The sequence below is a fragment of the Rhodococcus sp. 15-725-2-2b genome (genome assembly GCF_002259075.1).
Lineage (GTDB): Bacteria > Actinomycetota > Actinomycetes > Mycobacteriales > Mycobacteriaceae > Rhodococcoides.
This window is the reverse complement of the sequence record NZ_NPFL01000011.1, coordinates 265,978-290,608: the sequence shown is the minus strand read 5'-3', so window position 1 is coordinate 290,608 and position 24,631 is coordinate 265,978. Positions and strand designations below refer to the sequence as shown.

Here is a 24,631-nt window from a genome sequence, read left to right as displayed (position 1 = left end):
GTCTGCGCAGTACGACGGTCCATTCACGCGACCCCCGGACACGAGTGAATGGACCCCTGCATACGTCTGAGGAGTGCAAGGGTCCATTGACGCGTGCGGGGGCGGGCGGCGCGGCGGGATCAGGCGTCTGCGGCGGCGTCTCGGTCGGCACCCAGGAGTGCGGAGATCATGTCCGGTGCCAGCGCGACGGCAGGCAGAGCATTGACGTTGAGGTCGATCAGTTCGTCTCGGCCGAGCTCCGGTGCGGTGAGCCAGTTGATGGTCGTTTCCTCGACGAATGCGATCCAGCCGCGAACGGCCAGCACGATGGTGGGGGTCACCTCGATGTCGAGTCCCCCGAGTTGCGCGAGGGTTCGCTCGGCCATGGCGGAGCGAGTCTCCTCGAACACCGCGCGCATCTGCGGATCGCCACTGGGGGTGCCGCGCAGGAGTGAGACGTACATCTGTCGCTTGTCGGTGACGTAATCGACGTAGTTGGCGATGGAGTCGCGCAGAATCTCGTACGGTGGCAGCGACGGATCGGGTGCGGTGCGCTCGAGCATGACGCGCGAGGATTCACGCACGATTTCGAGGTGGAAGTCCTGCTTGGAGGCGAAGTAGTGGAACAGCAGACCTCGGGAGACGCCGGCTTGATCGGCGATGTCCTCGACTGAGATCTGCTCGAGGGGGCGGTCGGCGAGCATTTCGGTACCGAGCTCGATCAGTTGGGCTCGTCGTTGTTGCGGACTGAGTCTTGTCCTCTTCGTGGTCGGTGCGCCGGGACTGTTCACGAACGCCATGCAACCACCCTACTGAATGTTAGTCAATAACTATTGACTCACACTCAATAAGCTTCTACGCTCCCCTACATGAGTCTTCCCGTAACAGATACTTCGGACCGTGCAACGACGCCGCGTCACGTCGATACGCTGATCATCGGCAGCGGGTTCGCCGGCCTCGGTGCCGCGATCAAGCTGACGAAGGCAGGCAAGAAGGACTTCGTCGTCATCGAACGTGGCCACGACGTCGGCGGCACCTGGCGCGACAACACCTACCCCGGTGCTGCCTGCGACGTGCCGTCGCACCTGTACTCGTACTCGTTCGCCCTGAACCCGAACTGGACTCGGTCGTTCTCCACACAGCCGGAGATCCAGAAGTACATCGCCGGGGTGGCGCGCAAGTACGGCGTCATGGACAAGCACGTGTTCGGCACGGATGTGACCTCGGCCCGCTGGAACGCCGAGACCAACCGCTGGGATGTCCAGACCACCTCCGGCAACTACACCGCGAAGATCGTCGTCTCGGCCGTCGGTGCACTGTGTGAGCCGAATCTGCCCGACATCAAGGGCATTCACGACTTCGAGGGCGACGTCTTCCACTCCGCTCAGTGGAACCACGACGTCTCGTTGGCGGGCAAGCGCGTCGCCGTCATCGGCACCGGTGCCTCCGCCATCCAGATCGTGCCCGCCATCGCAGGCCAGGTGGAACATCTGGACGTGTACCAGCGCACCGCGCCGTGGATCCTTCCCCGCGCCGATCGCCCATACACCAAGCTCGAGCGCTTCGCCTTCAAGCACGTTCCCGGGTTCCAGCGCCTGTCGCGGGCCGGCATCTACGCGATGCGCGAGACCCAGGTCGTCGGTCTGGCCAAGGCTCCGGCCTTCATGAAGCCGCTGCAGTGGGCGTCGGAGAACCACCTGCGCACCCAGATCAAGGACAAGGCACTGCGCGCCAAGGTGACGCCGAACTTCCGCATCGGCTGCAAGCGCATGTTGATCTCCAACGCGTACTACCCGGCTCTCGCACAGAGCAACGTCGACCTCGTGACCGACGGCATCGCCGAGATCCGCAAAGGATCGATCGTCACCAAGGACGGCACCGAGCGCCCGATCGATGCGCTCGTCGTCGCCACCGGCTTCCACGTCACCGACTCCCCCGCCTACCAGGGCATCATCGGCAAGGACGGCCGCACGTTGGCCGAAACCTTCGACGACGGCGGCCAGCAGGGCTACAAGGGGGCAGCGGTCGCGAACTTCCCCAACATGTTCTTCCTGGTGGGACCCAATACGGGCCTCGGCCACACCTCGATGGTCTTCATGATCGAATCGCAGATCAACTACCTCGTCGACGCGTTGGACACCATCGACAAGCACGACATCGGCACCATCGAGGTGCGCAAGGACGTGCAGGACGAGTACAACGTGACGTTGCAGGATCAGCTCGCCAAGAGCGTGTGGATGAACGGCGGATGCGCCAGCTGGTACCTCGACAAGCACGGCAACAACACCACGCTGTGGCCGGGCTTCACGTTCGAGTTCCGCAGAATCACCAAGCAGTTCGATCTCGATGCGTACCGTAGCGTCGCTACCGCAGACCTGCCCTCCGGATCGTCGGCGAACAACTCCGCCGGCAACAACACAGACAAGGTGTCCGCACGATGAGCACATTCACAGGCAAGGTGGCCGTCGTCACCGGCGCGGGTTCGGGAATCGGCCGCGCACTGGCCCTCGAGCTGGCCGGCCGTGGAGCGAAACTGGCGTTGTCCGACGTCGACACCGCCGGACTCGACGAGACGGTCCGAAGAGTCGAAGCACTCGGTGCTGAGGTGAAGTCGGATTTCCTCGACGTCTCCCAGCGCGAGACCGTCCTGGATTACGCCGAGGCCGTCGTCGCGCATTTCGGCAAGGTCAACCAGATCTACAACAACGCAGGCATCGCCTACCACGGTGACGTCGACAAGTCCTCGTTCAAGGACATCGAGCGCATCGTCGACGTTGATTTCTGGGGAGTCGTCAACGGCACCAAGGCTTTTCTGCCGCACATCCAGGCCTCCGGTGACGGCCACATCATCAACATCTCCAGCCTCTTCGGACTGTTGGCGATTCCGTCGCAGTCCGCGTACAACGCGGCCAAGTTCGCCGTACGCGGGTTCAGCGAATCGCTCCGCATCGAGATGTTGATCTCGAAGGCTCCGGTGAAGGTGACCGTGGTTCACCCCGGTGGCATCAAGACCGCCATCGCTCGCAACGCCACCGTGGCCGAGAACTACGACCAGGCCGACTTCGCGAAGTTCTTCGACACCAAGCTCGCCAAGACCACCCCGATCGACGCGGCCAAGACCATCCTGAAGGGTGTCGAGAAGGGCAAGGGACGCGTCCTCATCGGTTCCGACGCCATTGCACTCGACCTGCTCCAGCGCATCACCGGATCGCGTTACCAGGGCCTGATCGCCGCAGTGTCCAAGCGCGCGCTGCCGCGCACGAAGAAGTAGGCGGGTCGCGTCGTGAAGTCCTTCTACGTTCCCCTGCCGATCGTCGCGGCTGCGCTGAAGCCGTTCTATCGCCTCGCGCTGAATGCGCGATTCTCGTTTCGGACGCAGCGGCTGATCCTCGAGGCCGCAGCTCCCGTGCAAACGCTTCCGCACGGAACGGTCTCGCAGAAGATGACACTCGCGGGCCGTCGAGCCGAGCGCGTCACCGTCGGGGCAACCGAACGCGACACCGCGATCCTGTACCTGCACGGCGGCGCGTACACGATCGGATCCATCAATACGCACCGGTCACTGGCCGCACATCTGGCCCGGGAATCGGCCAGTGCTGTCTACGTGCTCGATTACCGGTTGGCACCGGAGAACCCGTACCCGGCAGGTCTGGACGACGCCGTGGCGGCGTTCCGCGAGCTGGTTCGTGTCCACGGATTCACTGCGGACCGCATCGCGATTGCCGGCGATTCGGCCGGTGGCGGTCTCTCGGTCGCCGCTGCCCGGCGCCTGGTGGACGACGGCACCAGCCCGGCTGCCCTCGGCCTGATCTCGCCCTGGGTCGATCCCGGAGCTCGCGACGCCGCCAAGGACCGCGACATGGTGGTCAACACCGGGTGGTCCTACAGCTCGGCCGATGCGTATCTGGGTGCGGGCGATCCGCTGGACCAGGGTTTCGCCCCACTGCTGGGCAACCTGGACGGTTTGCCGCCGATCGTCATGCACGTCGGTACCGACGAGGTGCTGTACGCGCAGATCACTGCGTTCGCGGACAAGCTGCGCCTGTCGGGTGTCGAGCTCGAACACGTGGAGTACAAGAAGCTCTGGCACGTGGCCCATCTGCAGGCGTCGATTCTGCGTGAGGCGGCCCAGGCCGTCCAGCACATGGGCTCGTACCTCGGCCGCAAGCTCCGAGCCGCGCAGCCGACCGGACCGTCAGAGGTTGCGCTCGCCGAGCCAACGGCCGGCGACATCGCCTGACGGAACTCCGTTGCGGACCTCGCCGATCATCTCGGCGAGGTCCGCAGTCGTCAGCTCACCCGCCACCACCGAGAACGACCTCACAGCACTCTCGTCGAGCACTCCGTCGGCATAGAGCGGCACCACGTTCTGCGCCGGATACACGTGGTCGTCGTCGGGCAGCGTTGTCAGGTCCTTCGCCAGCGGGCCGAACGACGCGGTGCGAATCGCCAGCACGTCGACTTCTCCGGCGTTCAAGCCGTCGACGGCGGACTGCGCATCGGCATACGGGGTGACATCGGTGAGCGACGCCCCCGTGAACGTGGGACTCCTCGTACCCTGCGCAAGGACGTCCATCGGATCGACCTGGCCGTCGACGATTCCCACCGATCTTTCCTCACGACCCAGGAAATCCGTCACCGTCTCGTCGCCCGATTCACTGCCCGACGCCACCGCGATGGCCAGTCGATCCTCGGCGGTGGCGTAATCCCCCACCGACAATCCGGCCGGCAGTGATCGGTTCAGTTCCGTGTACACGTCCTCGGCCTCGGTTGCCTCGGAAAGACCGTCGAAGGTGCGCAGAAGCTCGCCCGTGAGGTCGGGAACCATCGTCACCTCACCGCGGTCCAGCGCCGCGAGGTAGTCGGCCCGATCGCCCAGCTCCTCCTTCACCTCGACCTCCGCTCCTGTCGACCGCAGTCCCCCGGCGTAGATCTGCGCGAGCAGACGCGACAGATCCGAATTGCCCGCTCCGACGACGACGGGCACCGCAGCAGGGTCGGTCGATGCACTCGCGCTGCAACCGCCGACCAGACCGGCGATCGACATCACCAGGGCTGCTGCCAGAACCGACGATCGCACTGTCATTTTCTCCTGTTCACTGCCCATGTGGTTTACCGATCCCGACCGCGGGGCACTAGTGCGAACGAGACGGTAGTCGAACCAACCTTATGGGCACGCCGAATTCGACTACCATCCCGAGCAGCCCGAGTCCTGGTTCTTCCGTTGCCCCCCGGGGGGCAGATCGGCGGAAATGGGTAGGACTGTGCCCGAACCGATGGAAGGACACCATGACCACCTCCCGCATCACGCGTGCGTTCTCCGCTCCGAGGGCAGTGGCAGCTGTTGCCGCACTCGCTCTCTCGGTCACCGCTCTGACCGCCTGCGGCGGCAATTCGGATCCACTCTCGAGCGGTGGCGGCGAGACCAACAGCGACACGAACTCCATCATCATCGGCTCCGCCAACTTCCCCGAGTCCGAGACCGTGGCGAACATCTACGCCGAGGCGTTGCGCGCCAATGGTTTCGAGGTGAGCACCAAGCTCAACATCGGCAGCCGTGAGGCCTACATTCCCGCAGTGCGAGACGGGTCGATCGACCTGATCCCCGACTACACCGGAAACCTGCTGCAGTACTTGGACGAATCCGCGACCGCCACCTCGTCCGAGGACGTCCTGGCCGCACTTCCTGCCGCCCTGGGCGACGATCTCACCGTGACGGCGCAGGCACCGGGCGAGGACAAGGACGCCGTCGTCGTCACTCGCCAGACCGCCACCGAACGCAACCTCACCACCATCGGCGACCTCGCACCGTTCTCCTCCGAGGTGACCTTCGCCGGTACCCCGGAGTTCCAGGAGCGCGTCGGCGGCCTGCCCGGTCTGCGAGACAAGTACGGCCTGGACATCTCGCCCGGCAACTACATCCCGATCTCCGACGGCGGCGGCCCGGCCACGGTCGAGGCACTCGTCTCCGGGCAGGTCGTCGCGGCGGACATCTTCACCACCGCGCCCTCGATCGCACAGAACGATCTCGTGGTCCTCGAAGACCCGGAGAACAATTTCGCGGCCCAGAACATCATTCCGGTGCTGCGTACGGCCAAGCAGTCCGACAAGCTCACTCAGGTGCTCGACGCCGTGTCGGCGCAGATCACCACCGAAGAGCTGATCGCACTGAACACCTCGGTCTCCGGTGACGAAAAGGTCGAGCCGGCGGCAGCAGCAGCGGCGTGGGTCAAGGACAAGGGCCTGGACCAGCCGGTCAGCTGATGATCACCTTCGAGCGCGTCAACAAGACCTATCCGGATGGCACCACAGCGGTCGACTCCTTGGACCTGGTGATCGAGCCACACTCGTTCACCGTGTTCGTGGGGCCGTCCGGCTGCGGCAAGACCACCTCGATGCGAATGATCAATCGCATGATCACTCCCACCTCGGGTGTGATCACGGTCGACGGTCGCAACATCGCCGACATCGACGCGGTCAAGCTGCGCCGCGGCATCGGTTACGTGATTCAGAGTGCCGGCTTGTTGCCGCACCGTACCGTCGTCGACAACGTCGCCACGGTGCCGGTACTGAACGGCGAATCGCGTCGCGCCGCACGCAAGGCTGCACTCGACGTCCTCGAGCGCGTCGGCCTGGACCCGGCGTTCGCCTCGCGCTACCCGGCGCAACTGTCCGGCGGGCAGCAACAGCGGGTGGGCGTGGCCCGGGCGCTGGCCGCCGACCCACCGATCCTGCTGATGGACGAGCCCTTCAGCGCGGTGGATCCCGTGGTTCGTGAAGAACTGCAGATCGAGATGCTGCGCCTGCAGGCCGACCTGAAGAAGACGATCGTCTTCGTCACCCACGACATCGACGAGGCCGTCCGGCTCGGCGATCGCATCGCGGTCTTCGGGCCGCAGGGCCGACTGCAGCAGTACGACAAGCCCGAGACCGTACTCGCCGCACCGGCAACGTCTTTCGTGGCGTCGTTCGTCGGCCGCGATCGCGGCTACCGCGGGCTGTCGTTCAGATCGGCGCAGGCTGTGACCATGCACCCGATCCACACGGCGACGCAGGACGAGATCGAGGGCCTCCGACTGGACCAGGGGCAGTGGGTGCTCGTCGTCGACGAAGAGCGCCGACCGCTCGGGTGGATCGACGCGACCGGGGTCGAGAAGGTGCGGGGCGGCAGCAGCATCGACGAGAGCACGGCAGCGGGCGGCTCGCTGTTCCTCGAGGGCGGCGATCTGCGTCAGGCACTCGACGCCGCGATCTCCTCGCCGTCGGGAATCGGCGTCGCGGTCGATGGTGCCGGGGCTGCCGTGGGCAGCGTCGACGGTGCGGAGATCCTCGAACACCTTGCTGCGCAACGTAAGTCGGAGGACTCGGAACGCAACCGGCATCACTTCCTCGCCAGCGGGGACACCGAACAGTGACCTGGCTGCTGGACAACTTCGGTGTGGTCCTCGGCTACACGAAGACGCACCTGTACCTCTCGCTCGTCCCGCTGTTCGTCGGGTTGCTCATCGCCATCCCGCTGGGCACCGTCATTCGCAACACTCGCTGGGTTCGTCGAATCACGTTGACGGTGGCCAGTATCGCGTTCACCCTGCCCTCGCTCGCCCTGTTCGTCACCATCCCCGCGGTGGTCGGCCTACCGGTACTCGATCCACTGAACGTGGTGATCGCCCTGTCGGTGTACTCGACCGCACTGCTGGTGCGCGCGGTGCCCGAGGCCCTCGACTCGGTGCCGTTCGCCGTGGTCGATTCTGCCGAGGCGATGGGCTACTCGTCGCTGCGGCGAGCGGTGACCGTCGAACTGCCCCTGGCGCTTCCGGTGCTGATCGCGAACATCAGAGTCGTTGCGGTCACCAACATCTCACTGGTCTCGGTGGGCTCGGTGATCGGCATCGGCGGTCTCGGCCAGCTCTTCACCCAGGGCTACCAGCGCGACTATCCCGACCAGATCTTCGCAGGCATCATCTCGATCGTGTTCCTGGCGTTGATCTTCGACGCGGCCCTGTTCCTGCTGGGGCGTCGACTCACTCCGTGGACGCGACTGAACACGGGCTCGTCGAAGAAGAAGGCACGCGCATGAATCTCTTCTCCGAGGCGTTCTCGTACATTCTCGACGGCGGAAACTGGGCCGGGCCGACGGGAATCGGCGCACGACTGATCGAGCACATGTGGTACAGCCTGCTGGCAGTGTTGCTCTCGGCCGCCGTCGCGGTTCCGGTGGGTCTGCTCATCGGTCACCTGCGCCGCGGTGAGGCCGTCGTCGTCGGCCTCGTCAACGCGCTGCGGTCGCTGCCGACCCTCGGCATTCTCGTGTTTCTGGTTCTGGTGATCGGACTCGGACTGGTTCCGCCGATCATCGCGTTGGTGCTGCTCGGTATTCCTCCGCTGTTGGCAGGCACGTACTCCGGCATCGCCAACGTGGACGCCAACGTGGTCGACGCCGCCCGCGCGATGGGGATGACCGAAACGCAAGTGCTGTTTCGGGTCGAGATCCCCAACGCGCTGCCTCTGATCCTCGGTGGATTGCGTAACACCACACTGCAGATCATCGCCACCGCGACCATCGCGGCCTACGTCAACCTCGGTGGGCTCGGCCGCTACATCTTCGACGGGCTCGCGCTCTACGACTACGGCCGCGTTCTCGTCGGCGCGATCCTGGTGGCTCTGCTGACCCTGATCGTCGACGGCCTTCTCGCCCTCGCGGTGTGGACGTCCGTTCCGGGAACCGGTCGCCTGCGGCGGATGCCGACCGGACTCGCGAAAGTCTGACTCGTCCCACGACGAAAGACACAGACGAAAGACACCGGCGAACCGCTGGCCCGGGTGGGGCCGGGTTCGCCGGTGTTTCTTCCGTTTTCCTACGCGACGCCCTCGGCTCGCGCTGCTGCCGCAACTGCGTCCGCAACGGCCGGGGCGACACGAGGATCGAGTGGGCTGGGCACGATCTTGTCCGCAGCCAACTCGTCGCCGAGAACCGAGAGGATTGCCTCGGCAGCGGCGAGCTTCATGCCTTCGGTGATACGGCGGGCACCGGCGTCGAGTGCGCCCTTGAACACACCGGGAAAGGCGAGAACGTTGTTGATCTGGTTCGGGAAGTCGCTTCGTCCGGTGGCGACGATGGCGGCGTACTTCCTCGCCACCTCCGGATGGATCTCCGGATCCGGATTGGACAGTGCGAACACGATGGAGTCCGGGGCCATCGACGCGATGTAGCTCTCGTCGACCTTGCCTGCGGACAGACCGAGGAACACGTCGGCTCCGGCGAGGGCGTCGACCACACCGCCCGACAGTGCACGGGGGTTGGTACGCGCGGCGAGATCGGTCTTGACGCCGTTGAGGTCCGAGCGGTCGGCGGACACGATGCCCTTCGAGTCCAGCACCACCACGTCCCCGATGCCGGCCAGAAGCAGCATGTTCGCGCACGCGACTCCCGCTGCCCCGGCTCCGGATACGACGACCTTCAGCTCGGACGTACTGCGGCCCTGAACCTTCGCAGCCCCGTTGAGAGCAGCGAGTACGACGATGGCGGTGCCGTGTTGGTCGTCGTGCATGACGGGGCATTCGAGCGCCTCGATGACGCGCTTCTCGATCTCGAAACAGCGCGGTGCCGAGATGTCTTCGAGGTTGACGGCACCGAAGCTGTGCCGCATCCGCACGATGGTCTCGACGATCTCGTCGACGTCGTTGGTGTCGAGCACGATCGGAATGGAGTCGAGGCCCGCGAACTTCTTGAACAGCGCGGCCTTGCCCTCCATCACCGGCAACGACGCGCGCGGACCGATGTCGCCCAGGCCGAGCACTGCGGAACCGTCGGAGATGACGGCCACGAGGCGATCGGTCCAGGTGTATCGCTTGGCCAGCGAGGCGTCGGCGGCGATGGCGCGGCTGACCTGCGCCACTCCGGGGGTGTAGGCGATCGAGAGATCGCGCTGCGTGTCGAGCGGCGCTGCCAACTCGACCGACAGCTTGCCGCCGAGATGCCCGGCGAAGATCTCCTCGTCGGTGATCGCCGCCGGTCCTGCCGGTGCGGTGTGTGTTGCTGCGGTGTCTTCGACTGCCGTCACGGTGAAAGCTCCTCGCACTGTCGACCTCGACCAGCAAGGCGACGAAGTGTCAACGAAGTGAGTGGTGGAAATGAGGGCCCGTCGGAGTGCGCCAGTGCTGGCTGCAAACTGCCGAGAGCGTGTCTCGCATGTGAGGCGGGTACGCCTGCACGATCAGCGATGGGCTGTAGCCCTGTCGGTGCCCCAGTGTGCCACATCGCCGCCCCACCTGACCACAGCGTCAGGAACCACCGGCACCGGTTCTCACTGCCACCATTGTGTCCACAGGACGAGTCCTGCGGCGACGAAGACCACGAGAGCGCCGAGAACGGCCGAGAATCCGCGACGGTGATCGGTGATGCGCTGCGCGACCACGGCAACGATCGCGGCGACGATATGGGCGGCAACCGAGAGAGCGCCAGGACCGGGAAAGCCGCGGGAGTGGCCCAGATACTGCGTGACGGCGACGCCGAGGGCCAGCACCACCAGTCCCCCGGTGACGATACCGCTGAGCCCGCGCAGGAATCGGAGCCCGGCACCTGCCCCGGTCATCCGCCTGCCACGAATCCGCGAACCGAGTCCGCGATCAACTGCACCGCGATAGCGGCCAGCAACAGACCGGCGATGCGTGCCAACAGCGAGATACCGCCCTCCCCGAGGAGCCGGATCAGCGCGGTCGAGAATCGAAGCACCAGGAAGAACAGAATGTGAATGGTGATGATGCCCAACGCAATTGCCAAGAACGAACCGGCGTCACCGTCCGCCTGGCTGACGTAGACGATCACCGCGGCAATGGCACCGGGGCCCGCCATAAGCGGAGTCCCGAGCGGCACGAGTGCCACGTTGACGTCCTCCGCGGCGGTGTCCCCGCCCGCACCCTTTCCGGTGAGCAGCGACAACGCGATGAGCAGCAACAGCAACCCGCCCGCACCCTGCAATGCCGGAATGCCGATGTGCAGGTAACTCAGGATCGCCTGGCCGCCGATCGCGAACACCGAGATGACGGTCAGCGAAACCGCGGGGGCCTGCCATGCGGCCTTGTTGCGGGCTTCTTTGCTCTTGCGCCCGACCAGAGACAGGAACACCGGGATCGCGCCCGGCGGGTCCATGATGACGAACAGGGTGATCAACACCGTCAAGTAGAGCGTCACATCGAATGTCATGGCCGCGCCGCCGCAACCAGACGGTCGTACTGCTCTGGGGCAGTGGAGTATTCGCCCAGCTTCACCGTCTTGTTGGTGCCGTGGTAATCCGAGGATCCCGTGACGATCAGGTCCAGTTCCGCGGCGAGGTCGGCCATCACCGCGGTGTCCGCCGGCGAGTGATCCATGTGATCAACCTCCACACCACCGAGACCGCGCGCTGCGAGTTCGCGAATGTGATCGAGGTCGAGGATGCGGCCGCGGGTACGAGCTCTGGCGTGCGCGAGCACACTGACACCGCCTGCCGCAGCGATCATGTCCACCGCTACTTCGAGGGGAGTGTCGACCTTCTCGACGTAGTACTTGCCGTCGGTCGCCAACGGACCGGCGAACGCGGCGTTCATGTCCGGGACGTACCCGGCGTCGATCAGGGCGCGACCCAGATGGGGTCGCCCGGCCGCCGCACCGGCCGAGGCCAGCACCGCGTCGGGGTCGATGGGCAGACCGTCCGCCGCCATCTTCTCGGCGATGGCACGCAATCTCGTGACCCGCTCGCTGCGCAACCGCGCGCGCTCGGTTGCGAATACCTCGTTCGCGGGGTCGAACAGGTACGCCAGTAGGTGCACGGGAACCGGCCGGCCGTCCTCGCCTCGCCCGGTGCAGGAAAGTTCCATGCCGCGCACGAGCGTGAGACCGGACGGCAGTGCGGAGGCCGCCTCGTCCCATCCCGAGGTGGTGTCGTGGTCGGTCAGAGCCACCACCGACAGTCCCGCCTCGGCTGCGGCCCGGACCAGCTCGGCCGGGCTGTCGGTGCCGTCGGACGCCGTCGAGTGGGTGTGGAGGTCGATGAGCACCTGCACAGTGTTCCAGGCCCACTCTCTCGTCGTTTTGCTGGCGTACGATTGCCCGCCATGCCGTCCCTTCCACCACGCCCGTCGCTGCCGTCCCTGCACCGACGATCGGCCAAGGCCGGTCCCGTGCACGCACCGCGAATTCCGGTGCCCACGGCTCGCGCAATCGTCGACTGCGCGGTCTACGTCGAGGGCGCTCGACTGCCCGGCAGATTCACTCACACCTCGGCCATCGCGGAGGTGCGTGCACGCGGCGAAGGATTCGTGTGGGTGGGTCTGCACGCACCCGACGACCAACAGATGAACGCCATCGCCCAGTGTTACGGCCTGCACGAGCTGATGGTCGAGGACACCGTGCACGCCCACCAGAGACCCAAACTCGAGCGCTACGACGACGTCGCGTTCCTGGTACTGCGCACGGTGAAGTACGTCGAGCACGAGTCGGTGACGACCGCCAACGAGATCGTCGAGAGCGGCGAGATCATGGTGATGGTCGGCCGTGACTTCGTCATCACCGTCCGGCACGGGGAGCATTCGGGACTGGCCGGCGTGCGTCAACGCCTCGAGGGCAACCCCGAACAGCTCGCGCTCGGCCCGTCGGCAGTTCTCCATGCGGTGGCCGACCACGTGGTCGACGAGTATCTCGCGGTGACCGACTCGATCGAGCGGGACGTCGACGGTATGGAGGAGGAAGTGTTCTCGCCGCACCACCACGTACCCATCGAGAACATCTATCTCCTCAAGCGGGAGGTCGTCGAACTTCGGCGGTCGGTGACACCACTGTCGACGCCGTTGGCGCGTCTGGTGCAGGAGCCGAGCGTCCCCAAAGCGGTGCGACGCTACCTGCGCGACGTGCAGGACCATCACACGACGGTCGCCGAACGCATCTCCGAGTACGACGAGGTGCTCAGCTCACTCGTCGACGCTGCGCTGGCGCGAGTGACGATGCAGCAGAACCTGGACATGCGCAAGATCTCGTCGTGGGTGGCGATCGCCGCCGTGCCGACGATGGTCGCGGGGATCTACGGGATGAATTTCGACAACATGCCCGAGTTGCACTGGACGTACGGCTACCACCTGATGGTCGCAGTGGTGTTGTGCGTGTGCATCGGACTGTGGAGGACGTTCCACAAGAACAACTGGCTCTAGGGGCCGACGATTCGATTGGACGATGCCCAACCGAATCGTCCGATCGTTGGTGATTGCCCCGACTGCCGACCGGTGACGAGCCCACCGGTTCGGGCCGGATGAGACTGCAGAAGCCCTGCATTGTCGTCCGGAAGGGATCGATGAGAATCCGCTCACTCGTACTGGCGTCGACCGTCGCGTTGCTGTCCACGGTGGTACCGGGAACCGCAACGGCAGGGTCGAACCTCGATCCGGGTCCCGCACTGACCGTCGATCCGGCCGCCCTCGACCACGCTCTGACGTGCACCCCCGATCTGCACGACGCCACCCGCGATCCGGTCCTGCTCACCCCGGCTTTCGCCACCGACCAGCAGTCGTTCGGGTGGAACTATCTGCAGTCGCTGCCCGCCGCCGGAATACCGGTGTGCAGCCTCTCCCTGCCGGACGAGGGGTACGGCGACCTGCAGATCGCCGCCCAGTACGTGGTGCACGCGGTTCGGACGATGGCCGCCGACAGCGGTCGCCAGGTCGTCATGATGGGCCACCAGCACGGCCCGCTCGACGAGCTGTGGGCGTTGACGTTCTGGCCGGATCTGCCTGCTCTGGTGTCGGATCTCATCTCGCTCGCCACCCCGTACAACGGCACCGACTCGGCGCGTTCGGGATGCGACGACTCGCAGGAGTGCCCGCCTGCGAACTGGCAGATCGCCACCGGATCGAAGTTCCTCACCGCGCTGGCGGCGCGTCCGTTGCCGGAGGGACCCGGTTACACCTCGATCTACACCAATTTCGACGAGCTGATCTATCCGCAACCGCACGCCAGCACTCTTGCCGGAGCCGCGAACATCGCCGTTCAGGACGTCTGCCCGCTGCGGCCCGTCGAACACTTCAACATCATCGGCGACAACGTCGCCTTCCGTATCGTCCTCGATGCACTCGAACACGACGGACCTGCTGTCCGCGAGCGGATTCCGGACCATCTGTGTTTCACCACCAGCATGCCGAACCTGCGCTACGACGCGCATGCCGCGATCACCGGCCTGAAGTACCTGGCCCAGGTACCTCGGCACCTGATCGACGACTCCGTCACCGCAGAACCGGAATTGGCGTCCTACGCTCGGTGACTCCGGGTCAGAGACTGGCCGCGGACCGATTCGGATCGCGCACGTCGATCCCGGCCTCGGCCCAGGCCTCACGCAGGGCCGCGGCACCGCGCAGACGCACCCAGGCGGCCTCGGTACCGGTCAACGGCACGGCAGCGAGAAAGCGAACCGGATCGTAGGGCTCGGGCAGCGTCAGATCGGCGATGTCGCTGTCGCCGAGCAGCACCGCGGTGAACGGCGCGTTGGTCCAGAGCGGCTCGCCCAGATCGAGCAGCGCGTCCTCGACGAGCACGACCCCCTCCACCGCGGGCGAGGCAGCGAGCACGGCCAGTGACTTGTGCACGCCCGACGCCACGCCTGCCCCACCGCGAAGAGTCAGCACCAGTTCTGCTCGGGGGCCGCGCGAGGGATCGGCGACGAGTTCGTTGGGATCGGCCATGGGGTGACGAGAACAGCCGAGACTGACGTACCGGACCACGTCGGAGTCCGCGCCGAATCTCAGCACGTCCAGCGACTCGAGGCCGAGGAACGTCACCGACGCCGACGACGGATTCTCGTCGCCGATCTCGGTCACCAGATGTGCGCGTACCGCTGCAATGACACTGTCGCTCACCTGACCCATCCAACACCACCGATGCCCGAGAAGTCCGTTCGGAGGTATCACCGCACCGGAGGTGGGTACCGTCGTACCCGTGGTCTCCGTTCTCGCAGTTGCCGACGAAACGATCGAATCCCTGTGGAGTCCGCAGGTGAAGACGCTCGGAGTCGACCTGATTCTCGGCGCGGGCGACCTCCCGTTCGACTACCTCGAGTACCTCACCGACGCGTTGAACGCTCCGTGTGTGTTCGTTCCAGGCAATCACGACGCGGACCTCACCGGATACTCGGCCGGACGCGCAGGGTGGATGCGCGCCGGGTTGCCCGCCACCTGGCCCGGACCGGTCGGTGCCGTCAACGTCGACCGTCGAATAGTCTCCGCCGCAGGCCTACGGATAGCCGGCCTCGGTGGGTCCATCCGCTACAACGGTGGCCCCAATCAGTGGACCCAACGGCAGCAACGACGGCGATCGCGCACCCTGACTCGAACGTTCGCGTGGCATCGCAACGTGCGCAAGGATCCTCGCCCCGTCGACATTCTGCTCACCCACAGTCCCCCGCTCGGCGTCGGTGACGACACCGACCCCGCGCACATCGGCTTCGACTGCCTGGACGAGGTGACGCGTCGACTGTCGCCACAGTTGTTGTTGCACGGGCATATTCATCCACACGGTCACACCCCGGATGACCTGACCCTGCACGGCGCGACGGTGATCAACACCGTCGGATACACCCTTCTCGAGATCGAACCGGGCAGCGAGAGAACGGATTTCGAGACACCGAAGATCGTGAGGCGCAGACATGGCACGTGACACCGGATTCCCGGCCGCCGACGCGGAGAACGACTTCACCCGCCAGCGCCGACGCGCCGACGTCGCACGTCTGGTCGGGTGGCTGCGTCGCCAACCCGACGACGTCAACACCATCCTGCCGTTCGACGAGGTGGTCGCCGCCCTCGGCAAGGTGGGCGAGCGACACCTGGGTCTGCAGGTCATCCGCGTCGAGACCATCGTCGGAAGCGTCGACCGCACTCGCGATTTCGACCGCTTCTTCCGCCCGACGTCGGCGCGCATCCGCGAACGCTGGCAGCGACTTGCAGCCGCCCAACGCCGCGGCGAGGCGATGCCCCCGATCCAGGTGTACCGCATCGGTGGCATGCACTTCGTCGTCGACGGCCATCATCGAGTGTCGATCGCCTTCGCCATGCACCGAACGACGATCGACGCCGTGGTCACCGAGATCATCACGCGCATCTCCCCCGAGGGCATCACCCGACGCGGCGACCTGCTGATCAAGGATCACCGACGCATCTTCCTCAGTCGAGTTCCGTTGGTGGGCCGGGCCCGCGAGGCCGTCCAGGTCACCGATCCCTTCGACTACGCGCAGCTGAGCGAATCGGTGGAAGCGTGGGGATTCCGGTTGATGCAGGAGGTCGGTGAATTCGTCGACCGCGGTACCGTCGCGCGGCGTTGGTTCGGTGAGGAGTACCTACCGGTGGTGCGCATGGTGCGCGCAGCGGAGATCCTCGAGGACCGCACCGACGCCGAGGCGTACCTCTGGATGAGCCGGGAGCGCTACCGCCTGGTGCGCGAACACGTCTGGAACGACGAGATCGTCAGCGAACTGCGTCAGAAAGCTCTGGGGAAGCATCAGTAGGCCTGCGTCGATGCTCGGCCGTGGTAACGGCCCCGGCTCACTTCCCTGGTGCACCGATCTCTGATAGTTACTTAGATGCGTTCATCATTCTAATTTTTTCGGTTCCATCGCTTGGTCGATACGTAACGAGGTAGTTCCTTCATGTCCTCCCGCCGCATACTGCTGCCCGGACTCTGTTTCATCGTCATGACTCTCGCCGTTCTGCAAACGATGGTGGTCCCCATCGTCTTGACCATCGGCACCCAACTCGGGGTCGGCACCACCGCCGCCGGATGGGTACTGACGGCCAACCTCCTCGCGGCGGTGATCGCCACCCCGGTCATCGGTAGGCTCGCCGACCTGCACGGCAAGCGTCCGGTGCTGATCGGTGTGCTCACCGTCGTCCTCGCCGGATCTCTCCTCGCTGCCCTGACCCACTCGTTGCTGTGGCTGATCGTCGGCCGCGTCCTGCAGGGAGTGTCCTACGCACTGTTCCCCATCGCCCTTGCCGTCCTCCGTGACGAGATGCCTCCTCGTAAGCTCGTCGGCTCGATGGCCGTCCTGTCCGGCACACTCGGCGTGGGCGGCGGCTTCGGACTGGTGTTGACCGGGCTACTGACGGCCAACGGTGCCGACTACCACCGCGTGTTCTGGCTCACTGTTGCGTTCGTGGTGCTCGCGCTCGCAATCGCCTGGTTCGGCGTACCGGCGCGCCCGAGATCCAGCCGCGGCACCGTCGACTGGTGGGGAGCTGCACTGCTCGCGGTGACTCTGCTGCTGCTGTTCCTCGCCCTGACCCAGGGCCGCACCTGGGGGTGGGGTTCGCTTGCCACCATCGGCTGCGCGGTCGGCGGTGTGGTCGCGGGGGCCATCTGGTGGACCTTCGAGAAGCGCGCCGACGAGCCATTGGTCGCACCCCGAATGCTCACCCACGGACCGTTGCTCGCCACCAACGTCGCCACCCTCTTCGTCGGTATCGGGATGTTCGTCAATTTCCTCGCCTGCTCGTACTTCGTGCAGACACCACGAGCTGTGGCCGGCTACGGTTTCACCGCGAACGTTCTCGAGGCGAGTGTCGTCTATCTGCTGCCCGGCGCAGCGGTCGGAGTGGTCGCGGCCGTCGTCAGTGGCCGCCTCATCCGGTCGTTCGGGCCGCGCCGAGTACTGATCGCAGGAGCCGTGATCGGGATGGTCGGATTCGTCTTCGTCGCACTCGCCCACGATCACACCTGGCAGCTGATCACCGCAGGCATCGTCATCAACATGTTCGTCAGTCTTGCGTTCGCTGCCCTGCCGAACCTGCTCATGGCCGAGGTCAGCGCAGCGGACACCGGGGTGGCGAACAGCGTCAATTCGATCGTCCGGACAGTCGGCACCTCGATCGCCAGTGCCACGCTGTCCACCGTCCTCGCCATGTTCACCATCGACGGGACAGCCGTCGCGCGCGAGAGCGTGTACACCGCAGCGTTCGTCGCAGGTGCGGTGGCCTGCCTCGTCGTCGTACTCGCGGCCCTGGCCATCAGGAGTACCCCCGCCGCGCGGGAATCGGTGCGAGTGGCGGGGTCCGAACCGACCAGCACGTCGAACATGGCGGCGTGACGCACTGCCGACCGCTTCACAGCGACCTGACAGCCGACACCCTCGTCCGACCAGGACGAAGACCGTCCGTTCGCTGGTGGGGAACCCTGGCAGGAAACTCGTAATCTACTGGGAGTCAACGAATCTGCCTTTCGGGCGAACTCACGAATACCTAGTGTCGTGGAAGTACGAACCACGACGAAAGGGAACACATGAACACCCGAAAGATTCTCACCCGCGCAGCAGTCACCGGAGCATTGGTGGCCATCCCTCTGGTGGCGGTCACCGGCACCGCGTCGGCCGATCCGCTGTGGTCCGACCGCGACGATCGTGACCACAGCGCGCCGCAGTATCAGCAGAACCAGCAGCCCGATCAGTTCCGCCTACCCGAACTGTTCCCACAGGCACCGGCGCCGCAGCTGCAGAACCCGGCACCGAACGTGGTGCCGTTCGACTTCTTCCAGGGCTACCAGCTGCCGAGCACGGGCTCTGCCTTCTGACCCATGTGCGCGGAACTTCGTAGCCCACTACGAAGTTCCGTGCACATGCGCGCAGCGCTCTACAGCGTCAGGTTGGCACCCGAGGCCTGGTCGAACACCGAGATCTTGCCCGGGTCGAACCACAGTTCCACCTGACCACCCTCGGCGGCCTTGGATTCGGCGGCCAGACGCGCAACCACCTGTGCGCCACCGAGATCGGCGATGCCCGCATCGGCGGCGAGCTCCTGCAGCTCGCTGGACTCGACCTTGGCACCCTTCAGCGTGAAGTAGACGTACTTGTCGCTGCCCATGGACTCGAGCACGTCGACGGTGGCGGTGAACGTCGCGCCGCTCATCTTCTGGTAGCCATCGATCAGGGCTGCGTCCTCGAAGTGCTCGGGACGGATGCCGACGACCACCTCGCGGCCCGGGTTCTTGGCCTTGATCGCATCCATCCGCTCGAGTGGGATGTCGATCTCACCGAGCGCGGTGGACACGCCGTTCGAGGTGAGCTGTCCGGGAACGAAGTTCATCGAGGGCGATCCGATGAAGCCGCCCACGAACAGGTTTCGCGGCTTGTCGTAGAGCTCCTGCGGAGAACCGATCTGCTGCACCAACCCGCCGCGCAGCACCACGACGCGATCGCCGAGGGTCATGGCCTCGGTCTGGTCGTGCGTGACGTACACCGTGGTGGTGCCGAGCCGCTTCTGCAGGCGCGAGATCTCGGCGCGCGTCTGCACGCGCAGCTTCGCGTCGAGGTTGGACAGCGGCTCGTCCATCAGGAAGGCCTTGGGGGTACGAACGATGGCGCGGCCCATGGCAACTCGCTGACGCTGACCACCGGAGAGGTTCGCCGGCTTGCGGTCGAGGTGCTGACTGAGGTCGAGGATCTTGGCTGCCTCCTCGACCTTGGTGTTGATCTCCGACTTCGACAGCTTCGCGAGCGTCAGCGGGAAGGCGATGTTCTGACGCACCGTCATGTGCGGGTACAGCGCGTACGACTGGAACACCATCGCGATGTCGCGATCCTTCGGTGCCTTCTCGTTGACGCGCTCCCCCGCGATGCGCAGCTCGCCGGACGAGATGTCCTCCAGACCGGCGATCATGTTGAGTGTGGTGGACTTTCCGCACCCGGACGGTCCGACGAGAATGATGAATTCGCCGTCGGCGATGGTGATGTCGACGTCGCTGACCGCGGCGGCGCCGTCGGGGTAGAGCTTGGTGACTTTGTCGAGAACGATTTCGGCCATGACGGTTATCCCTTCACTGCGCCGGACGTCAAGCCCGCCACGATACGTCGTTGGAAGAAGAGCACGAAAATGATGATCGGGATCGTGATGACGACTGCTGCCGCCGCGATCGAACCCGTGGGCTCCTCGAACTGAGAGCTACCGGTGAACTGCGAGATGGCCGCCGGGACGGTGACCGAACGTTCCGTCGCCGTCAACGAGATGGCGAGCAGAAGGTCGTTCCAGGCGAAGATGAACACCAGAATTGCGGCGGTGACGATGCCGGGGGCGGCCAGCGGAGCGATGACCTTGCGGAATGCCTGTGCGGGCGTCGCGCCGTCCATCTTCGCTGCCTTTTCGAGCTCCCACGGAATCTCGCGGAAGAACGCCGACAGGGTGTAGATCGCCAACGGCAACGCGAAGGTGATGTACGGGATGATCAGTCCCGGCCAGGTGTCGAACAGTCCCAGCGAGCGGGAGATGTCGAACAGCGGTGTCACCAGCGAGATCTGCGGGAACATCGCGATCAGCAGTGCCGCACCCACGAGCGCCTTCTTGCCCGGAAAGTCAAGGCGAGCAACCGCATACGCGGCCATCGTGCCGATCACCACGGCGATCACCGTGGTGATCAATCCGATGCCGATCGAGTTCACCAATGCCGAGGTGAACTGGTTCGTCTGGAAGATGCCCTTGTAGTTCTCCAGGGTGAACGACTGCGGAATGAACCTGCCGTCCGCGATGGTCGCCGTCGACTTGAACGACAGGCTGATGATCCACAGCAGCGGAACGAGTGCGTAGAGCAGGACGAGGACGTTGACGACCGTCCAACCGACCTTCTTGCGAGGCGTAACAGTGGTCATTACTTGCGGCCTCCGTCGTCGGATCCCGGTGCCGATGCACCGAACAACTTGATGAACACGAACGCGATGATCGCGACGCAGAAGAAGATCAGGATGCTGATCGCCGACCCGAGTCCGAGGTTGAACGCACCGAAGAGGTTGTTGTAACCCAGAATCGAGACCGATCCGGTTTCGTTGCTGCCTCGGGTCAGGACGTAGATGTTGTCGAAGATGCGGAACGCGTCGAGGGTGCGGAAGAGCACCGCGACGAGGATCGCCGGCTTCATCAACGGGATGGTGATCCGCATCAGCCTGGTCCAGCCACCCGCCCCGTCGACCTCGGCGGCCTTGAGCAGGTCGTCGGGGACCAGCGCCAGGCCTGCGAGCAGCAGCAGCGCCATGAACGGCGTCGTCTTCCACACTTCGGCCAACACGACGATCGCCAGGGACGGGAACTGCTCGGTGAGCGGGGCACTGCCGTCGGGCAGCAGATTGGCGAGGTAGCCCGTGCCGGGGGTCCACGCGTAGTACCAGCTGTACGCGGCGGCGACGGTCACGATGCCGTACGGAATGAGCACCACGGTGCGCACCAGTCCACGGCCGAAGATGGTGCGGTGCATGACCAGAGCCACCGCCAGGCCGAGGATGAACTCGATGATCACCGAGATGATCGTGATGCCCGCTGTCACGCCGAACGCCGTCCACCAGTAGCCGTCGGAGAGCACGGTCACGTAGTTGGAGATGCCGACGAATTCACGATCTTCGGGAAATGCGAGGTTGTACTTCTGCAGGCTGAGCCAGAACGCGTAGATGATCGGGTACCCGGTGACCGCGATCATCAGCAGGGCTGCGGGTGCGATGAGCAGCAGACCCAACCGTCGTTCGGCCTTCTTGCCGTCGGAGACGTTCTTCAGAGCCGCCTGCTTGTCGACAGGCTGCGATGCGGGCTGTGACTCGGTGGTGGCGCTCATGGAATCAACCCTTCGGAATTGACGGCCTTGGTGACCAGATCAGCGAGCTTGTCCACGTCGGCCACCGGATCGATGTTCTGCGGCGGGTTGAGCGCATCGGTCAACAGAATCGAGATGCTCTGGTACGCAGGCGAAACGGGCCGGACGGCCGCCGACTCGATGGAACCGAGCACCCCTTCCCATGCGGGATAGACGGCCTGGAACTCCGGATCGTCGTACAGGCGTGCAAGCACCGGCGGCACACCACCGTTGACGGCGTTGTTGCGCTGGTTCTCCTCGTTGGTGAGGCACTCGACGGCCTCCCACGCGAGGTCCTCGTGCTGGGTGGTCTTGGCGACGCCGATGTTGAACCCACCGATGGTGACCTTGGCGGGCTCGCCCGCATCGACCTCCGGATACGGGGCGCTGCGGAAGACCTCGGCGATCCGCGCGTCCTGCTGGTCGGCAGGCACGTTCGACAGGTCGAGGAACGAGACGGCACCGGCGACGGCGTTCTCCTTCAGACCGGGCAGCACGAACGGGTAGTTGACCTGGAAGGCCATCCGTCCTGCTTCCATCCCGAGCCGGGAGGTTCCCTCGTCGCTCTGCGAGACCGACGGGTCGCGGCCATCGGCGGTGGCGACCCGCTTGATGATCTCGAGGGCCTTCTCGGTGGCGGCGCGGTGCTCGGGAGTGTCGTTCAGTGTCACCGTCGTTCCGTCTTCGCCGACGACCGATCCTCCTGCGCTCTCGAGCAGCGAGTTGAACCAGACCATGAAGCCCTCGTACTGCTTGGCCTGGACGCCGATCTCCGAGGGCCTACCGGCGGCCGCATTGGCCTCGGCCACGTCGATCAGCTGATCCCACGTCTGCGGCGGCACCCCATCCGGCACCTCGTCGGGCCGGTACCAGAGCAACTGGGTGTTGGAGTTCAGCGGAACCGCGTAGAGCTGGTCCTGCCATTCGGCCGTGGCGAGCGGACCTTCGAGGGTGGAGCCGTCGCGTAGCTTTTCGGACAGGTCGTCGGGGACGGGCAATGCCCATCCGGCTTCGGCGAATTCGGCCGTCCACACCACGTCGAGTGTCATCAGATCGAGCGTCCGGTCGTTGCCTGCGAGGCGCCGCGCGAGCTGGAGACGCTGATCATTTGCGCTCTTGGGCAGCGTTCGCTGCTCCACGCGGTAGCGACCGTTCGAGGCGTCCGAACACACCTGTGCCGCAGCGGCGTACTGCTCTGCGCCGTCTGCGGCAGTGTAGAAACTCAGAACCGGAACCGAACTGTCGGACGAACCACACGCTGCGAGCAACGGACTCGTCACCAGAGCCGCTGCCGCCAACACCCCTATCCTCGTTGCTTTTCCACGCCTACGACCACGATGTCTCGGCACTTTCCGCCTCCGTACGTTCAGTTACTCGCGCAGCACACTGTGTGGGACTGCCGTGCACGAAAGAAACGTAACCGAACTCACTGGCATTGAGGGGAGATTGGGGCTATTCCGTTACCTGTCGGTTGCCTGGTCGTCCACCAGGTGTGATCAGATCGACAGTTTCGCGAGCAGGTCGCGCGCTTTCTCCGCGGTACGGGGTTCGCAGAGGACGTCGTAACGACCGGCGACCAACTGCATGCTCGACGCGAAATCTCGCTGCCCCTTGGTGGCCGCGTACGGAATGGACGCCGAGATCAGGCCGAAGATGATGCCGCCGCCGACGCCGATGAGCAGAGCTCCGAGGATGTTCTCGCTGAAGATACCGAGGACCAAGCCGAGGAAGACGCCCAGCCATGCACCCGAAACAATGCCTCCACCAATCACTTTGGGCCACGTGAGCCGGCCCAGGACGCGCTCGACCTGCATCAGGTCGACGCCGACGATCGTCACGTCCTGTACCGAGAACTCCTCGTCGGACAGGTAGTCGACGGCGCGCTGCGCCTCGGCGTAGGTGGGGTAGGAACCGATCGGCCAACCGGAAGGCGGCGTCGGCAGTCCCTGCCCTGGGCGGCCCGACTGCGAGAGGGGATTAGTCATGACTCCATTGTGCCCCGAAACGGACACCCGGCACACCCGTTGTAGCGGTTCACAGCAGGTTGACGGTTGGTCAGGACGTGGTCGGTCAGGTTGTGGGCGGCACGAAAGCGGTCGTGCGCGTCATTCCTGCGGCGCGGCCCTTCGCCGAGACGACGAGCGCCATCTTGCGGCTCGCCTCGTCGATCATCTCGTCGCCCAACATCACCGCACCGCGACCGCCACCCGCCGCGGACGTGTGGAACTCGTAGGCGTCGAGAATCATCTCGGCCTTGTCGTAATCGGCCTGACGCGGCGCGAAGATCTCGTTGGCGGCCTCGATCTGCGTCGGATGCAGCACCCACTTGCCGTCGAAACCGAGGCCGGCCGTGCGCCCGGCCGCCCGACGAAAGGCGTCGAGATCTCGAATCTGCAGGTAGGGGCCATCGATCGCCTGCAGACCGTGGGTCCGGGCAGCGAGCAGAATGGTCATCAGAATGTGGTGATAGGCGTCGCCCGTGTCGTATCCGACCGGTTGCTCGCCGACGACCAGAGTGCGCATGTTGACGCTCGCCATCAGATCCGCAGGGCCGAACACCAGGGTCTGCACGCGCGGGCTCGCCGTCGCGATCTCGTCGATGTTGCGCAGACTGCGTGCGCTCTCGATCTGCGGCTCGATCCCGATGGCACCGACCTCGAGACCGTGCTCCTTCTCGAGCTGAGTGAGCAGCAGATCCAGCGCCTGCACGTGCGCGGCGCATTCCACCTTCGGCAGCAGGATGGCGTCGAGATTGCGTCCGGCACCCGACACGACGTCGATGACGTCGCCGTACGTCCACTGCGTCGTCCAGTCGTTGACGCGCACGACCTTGATCTGATCGCCCCAACCGTCGGAGTTGAGTGCGTCCACGATGCGCGCTCGGGCCGCCACTTTCGCCAGCGGCGCGACGGCGTCCTCGAGATCGAGAAAGACCGCGTCGGCGGGCAGTCCCTTCGCCTTGTCGATCATCTTGTCCGAACTGCCCGGAACGGCCAGTACCGACCGCCGCATGCCCGAAGCTCTCACGAAAGCACAACCCCT

At 65.2% G+C, this 24,631-nt stretch carries 26 protein-coding genes; 13 read left to right on the top strand and 13 right to left on the bottom strand.

The features are described 5' to 3' along the window. Positions 1–119: 119 nt before the first annotated feature. Positions 120–779: a TetR/AcrR family transcriptional regulator gene (locus CH306_RS15290; RefSeq protein ID WP_094629608.1), complete on the bottom strand. Its 660-nt coding sequence runs from the start codon at positions 777–779 to the stop codon at positions 120–122. Between the two features lie 69 nt (positions 780–848). Here CH306_RS15290 and CH306_RS15285 point away from each other — a divergent pair, with 69 nt between their 5' ends. The 3 genes from CH306_RS15285 to CH306_RS15275 are packed head-to-tail and all read left to right on the top strand — an operon-like array spanning position 849 to position 4,219. Next, positions 849–2,420, top strand: a complete 1,572-nt coding sequence (locus CH306_RS15285; protein ID WP_045199242.1) for a flavin-containing monooxygenase — start codon at positions 849–851, stop codon at positions 2,418–2,420. After that, a complete protein-coding gene (locus tag CH306_RS15280) occupies positions 2,417–3,250 on the top strand; it encodes an SDR family NAD(P)-dependent oxidoreductase (protein WP_032394119.1) in 834 nt (277 codons plus the stop codon). The genes CH306_RS15285 and CH306_RS15280 overlap by 4 nt, the downstream gene beginning before the upstream one ends. Before the next feature lie 12 nt (positions 3,251–3,262). Continuing rightward, entirely contained in the window at positions 3,263–4,219 is a 957-nt protein-coding gene (locus tag CH306_RS15275) for an alpha/beta hydrolase (RefSeq protein WP_032394118.1), read from the top strand. Here the strand turns inward: CH306_RS15275 and CH306_RS15270 are convergent. Then, positions 4,175–5,065 carry a glycine betaine ABC transporter substrate-binding protein gene (locus tag CH306_RS15270; protein ID WP_094647060.1) on the bottom strand — a complete coding sequence of 297 codons (891 nt, stop codon included), beginning with the start codon at positions 5,063–5,065 and terminating at the stop codon, positions 4,175–4,177. The genes CH306_RS15275 and CH306_RS15270 overlap by 45 nt on opposite strands. A 203-nt stretch (positions 5,066–5,268) precedes the next feature. Between CH306_RS15270 and CH306_RS15265 the strand changes: the two genes are divergently transcribed. The 4 genes from CH306_RS15265 to CH306_RS15250 are packed head-to-tail and all read left to right on the top strand — an operon-like array spanning position 5,269 to position 8,745. Further along, a complete protein-coding gene (locus CH306_RS15265; RefSeq protein ID WP_045199238.1) occupies positions 5,269–6,243 on the top strand; it encodes an ABC transporter substrate-binding protein in 975 nt (324 codons plus the stop codon). After that, on the top strand, positions 6,243–7,394 hold the full coding sequence (locus tag CH306_RS15260; RefSeq protein ID WP_094647010.1) for an ABC transporter ATP-binding protein: 1,152 nt from the start codon (positions 6,243–6,245) through the stop codon (positions 7,392–7,394). The genes CH306_RS15265 and CH306_RS15260 overlap by 1 nt, the downstream gene beginning before the upstream one ends. Next, entirely contained in the window at positions 7,391–8,056 is a 666-nt protein-coding gene (locus CH306_RS15255) for an ABC transporter permease (RefSeq protein ID WP_032394115.1), read from the top strand. Before CH306_RS15260 ends, CH306_RS15255 begins: the two co-directional genes overlap by 4 nt. Then, positions 8,053–8,745 (top strand): ABC transporter permease, encoded by a 693-nt coding sequence (locus tag CH306_RS15250; RefSeq protein WP_032394114.1) that lies wholly within the window; start codon positions 8,053–8,055, stop codon positions 8,743–8,745. The genes CH306_RS15255 and CH306_RS15250 overlap by 4 nt, the downstream gene beginning before the upstream one ends. Before the next feature lie 89 nt (positions 8,746–8,834). Here CH306_RS15250 and CH306_RS15245 read toward each other — a convergent pair whose 3' ends face one another. From CH306_RS15245 to CH306_RS15230, 4 genes are all read right to left on the bottom strand, one after another. Beyond that, positions 8,835–10,040 carry an NAD(P)-dependent malic enzyme gene (locus tag CH306_RS15245; protein ID WP_094647059.1) on the bottom strand — a complete coding sequence of 402 codons (1,206 nt, stop codon included), beginning with the start codon at positions 10,038–10,040 and terminating at the stop codon, positions 8,835–8,837. Positions 10,041–10,283: 243 nt separating this feature from the next. After that, complete coding sequence (locus CH306_RS15240) at positions 10,284–10,571, bottom strand: hypothetical protein (protein ID WP_094629606.1); 288 nt, start codon at positions 10,569–10,571, stop codon at positions 10,284–10,286. Further along, a complete protein-coding gene (locus CH306_RS15235; protein WP_032394112.1) occupies positions 10,568–11,182 on the bottom strand; it encodes a MarC family protein in 615 nt (204 codons plus the stop codon). The genes CH306_RS15240 and CH306_RS15235 overlap by 4 nt, the downstream gene beginning before the upstream one ends. Then, a complete protein-coding gene (locus CH306_RS15230; RefSeq protein ID WP_094647058.1) occupies positions 11,179–12,015 on the bottom strand; it encodes a PHP domain-containing protein in 837 nt (278 codons plus the stop codon). The genes CH306_RS15235 and CH306_RS15230 overlap by 4 nt, the downstream gene beginning before the upstream one ends. Positions 12,016–12,072: 57 nt before the next feature. Here CH306_RS15230 and CH306_RS15225 point away from each other — a divergent pair, with 57 nt between their 5' ends. Beyond that, positions 12,073–13,161, top strand: coding sequence for a magnesium and cobalt transport protein CorA (locus tag CH306_RS15225; RefSeq protein ID WP_032394111.1), 1,089 nt, complete (start codon positions 12,073–12,075; stop codon positions 13,159–13,161). 140 nt (positions 13,162–13,301) lie between these two features. After that, positions 13,302–14,264 carry a lipase gene (locus tag CH306_RS15220; protein ID WP_094647057.1) on the top strand — a complete coding sequence of 321 codons (963 nt, stop codon included), beginning with the start codon at positions 13,302–13,304 and terminating at the stop codon, positions 14,262–14,264. Positions 14,265–14,271: 7 nt separating this feature from the next. On the opposite strand, the gene CH306_RS15215 is transcribed toward CH306_RS15220, so the two are convergent. Then, a complete protein-coding gene (locus tag CH306_RS15215) occupies positions 14,272–14,865 on the bottom strand; it encodes a suppressor of fused domain protein (protein WP_082073932.1) in 594 nt (197 codons plus the stop codon). A gap of 70 nt (positions 14,866–14,935) precedes the next feature. Here CH306_RS15215 and CH306_RS15210 point away from each other — a divergent pair, with 70 nt between their 5' ends. The 4 genes from CH306_RS15210 (at position 14,936) to CH306_RS15195 (ending at position 18,553) form a co-directional block, all read left to right on the top strand. Then, positions 14,936–15,652, top strand: coding sequence for a metallophosphoesterase family protein (locus CH306_RS15210; RefSeq protein ID WP_094647056.1), 717 nt, complete (start codon positions 14,936–14,938; stop codon positions 15,650–15,652). Continuing rightward, complete coding sequence (locus CH306_RS15205; protein ID WP_094647009.1) at positions 15,642–16,496, top strand: chromosome partitioning protein ParB; 855 nt, start codon at positions 15,642–15,644, stop codon at positions 16,494–16,496. The genes CH306_RS15210 and CH306_RS15205 overlap by 11 nt, the downstream gene beginning before the upstream one ends. 141 nt (positions 16,497–16,637) lie before the next feature. After that, a complete protein-coding gene (locus CH306_RS15200; protein WP_094647008.1) occupies positions 16,638–18,074 on the top strand; it encodes an MFS transporter in 1,437 nt (478 codons plus the stop codon). Between the two features lie 191 nt (positions 18,075–18,265). Next, on the top strand, positions 18,266–18,553 hold the full coding sequence (locus CH306_RS15195) for a hypothetical protein (protein ID WP_045199227.1): 288 nt from the start codon (positions 18,266–18,268) through the stop codon (positions 18,551–18,553). Positions 18,554–18,612: 59 nt separating this feature from the next. Here CH306_RS15195 and CH306_RS15190 read toward each other — a convergent pair whose 3' ends face one another. From CH306_RS15190 to CH306_RS15165, 6 genes are all read right to left on the bottom strand, one after another. Beyond that, on the bottom strand, positions 18,613–19,782 hold the full coding sequence (locus CH306_RS15190; RefSeq protein ID WP_094647007.1) for an ABC transporter ATP-binding protein: 1,170 nt from the start codon (positions 19,780–19,782) through the stop codon (positions 18,613–18,615). 5 nt (positions 19,783–19,787) lie between these two features. Continuing rightward, positions 19,788–20,621 carry a carbohydrate ABC transporter permease gene (locus CH306_RS15185; protein WP_032394107.1) on the bottom strand — a complete coding sequence of 278 codons (834 nt, stop codon included), beginning with the start codon at positions 20,619–20,621 and terminating at the stop codon, positions 19,788–19,790. Beyond that, complete coding sequence (locus tag CH306_RS15180) at positions 20,621–21,571, bottom strand: carbohydrate ABC transporter permease (protein WP_032394106.1); 951 nt, start codon at positions 21,569–21,571, stop codon at positions 20,621–20,623. The genes CH306_RS15185 and CH306_RS15180 overlap by 1 nt, the downstream gene beginning before the upstream one ends. Then, positions 21,568–22,890: an ABC transporter substrate-binding protein gene (locus CH306_RS15175; RefSeq protein ID WP_032394105.1), complete on the bottom strand. Its 1,323-nt coding sequence runs from the start codon at positions 22,888–22,890 to the stop codon at positions 21,568–21,570. The genes CH306_RS15180 and CH306_RS15175 overlap by 4 nt, the downstream gene beginning before the upstream one ends. Before the next feature lie 195 nt (positions 22,891–23,085). Next, on the bottom strand, positions 23,086–23,574 hold the full coding sequence (locus tag CH306_RS15170; protein WP_032394104.1) for a general stress protein: 489 nt from the start codon (positions 23,572–23,574) through the stop codon (positions 23,086–23,088). An 85-nt stretch (positions 23,575–23,659) separates the two neighbouring features. Beyond that, entirely contained in the window at positions 23,660–24,601 is a 942-nt protein-coding gene (locus CH306_RS15165) for an HpcH/HpaI aldolase/citrate lyase family protein (protein WP_045199224.1), read from the bottom strand. Positions 24,602–24,631: the final 30 nt, after the last annotated feature.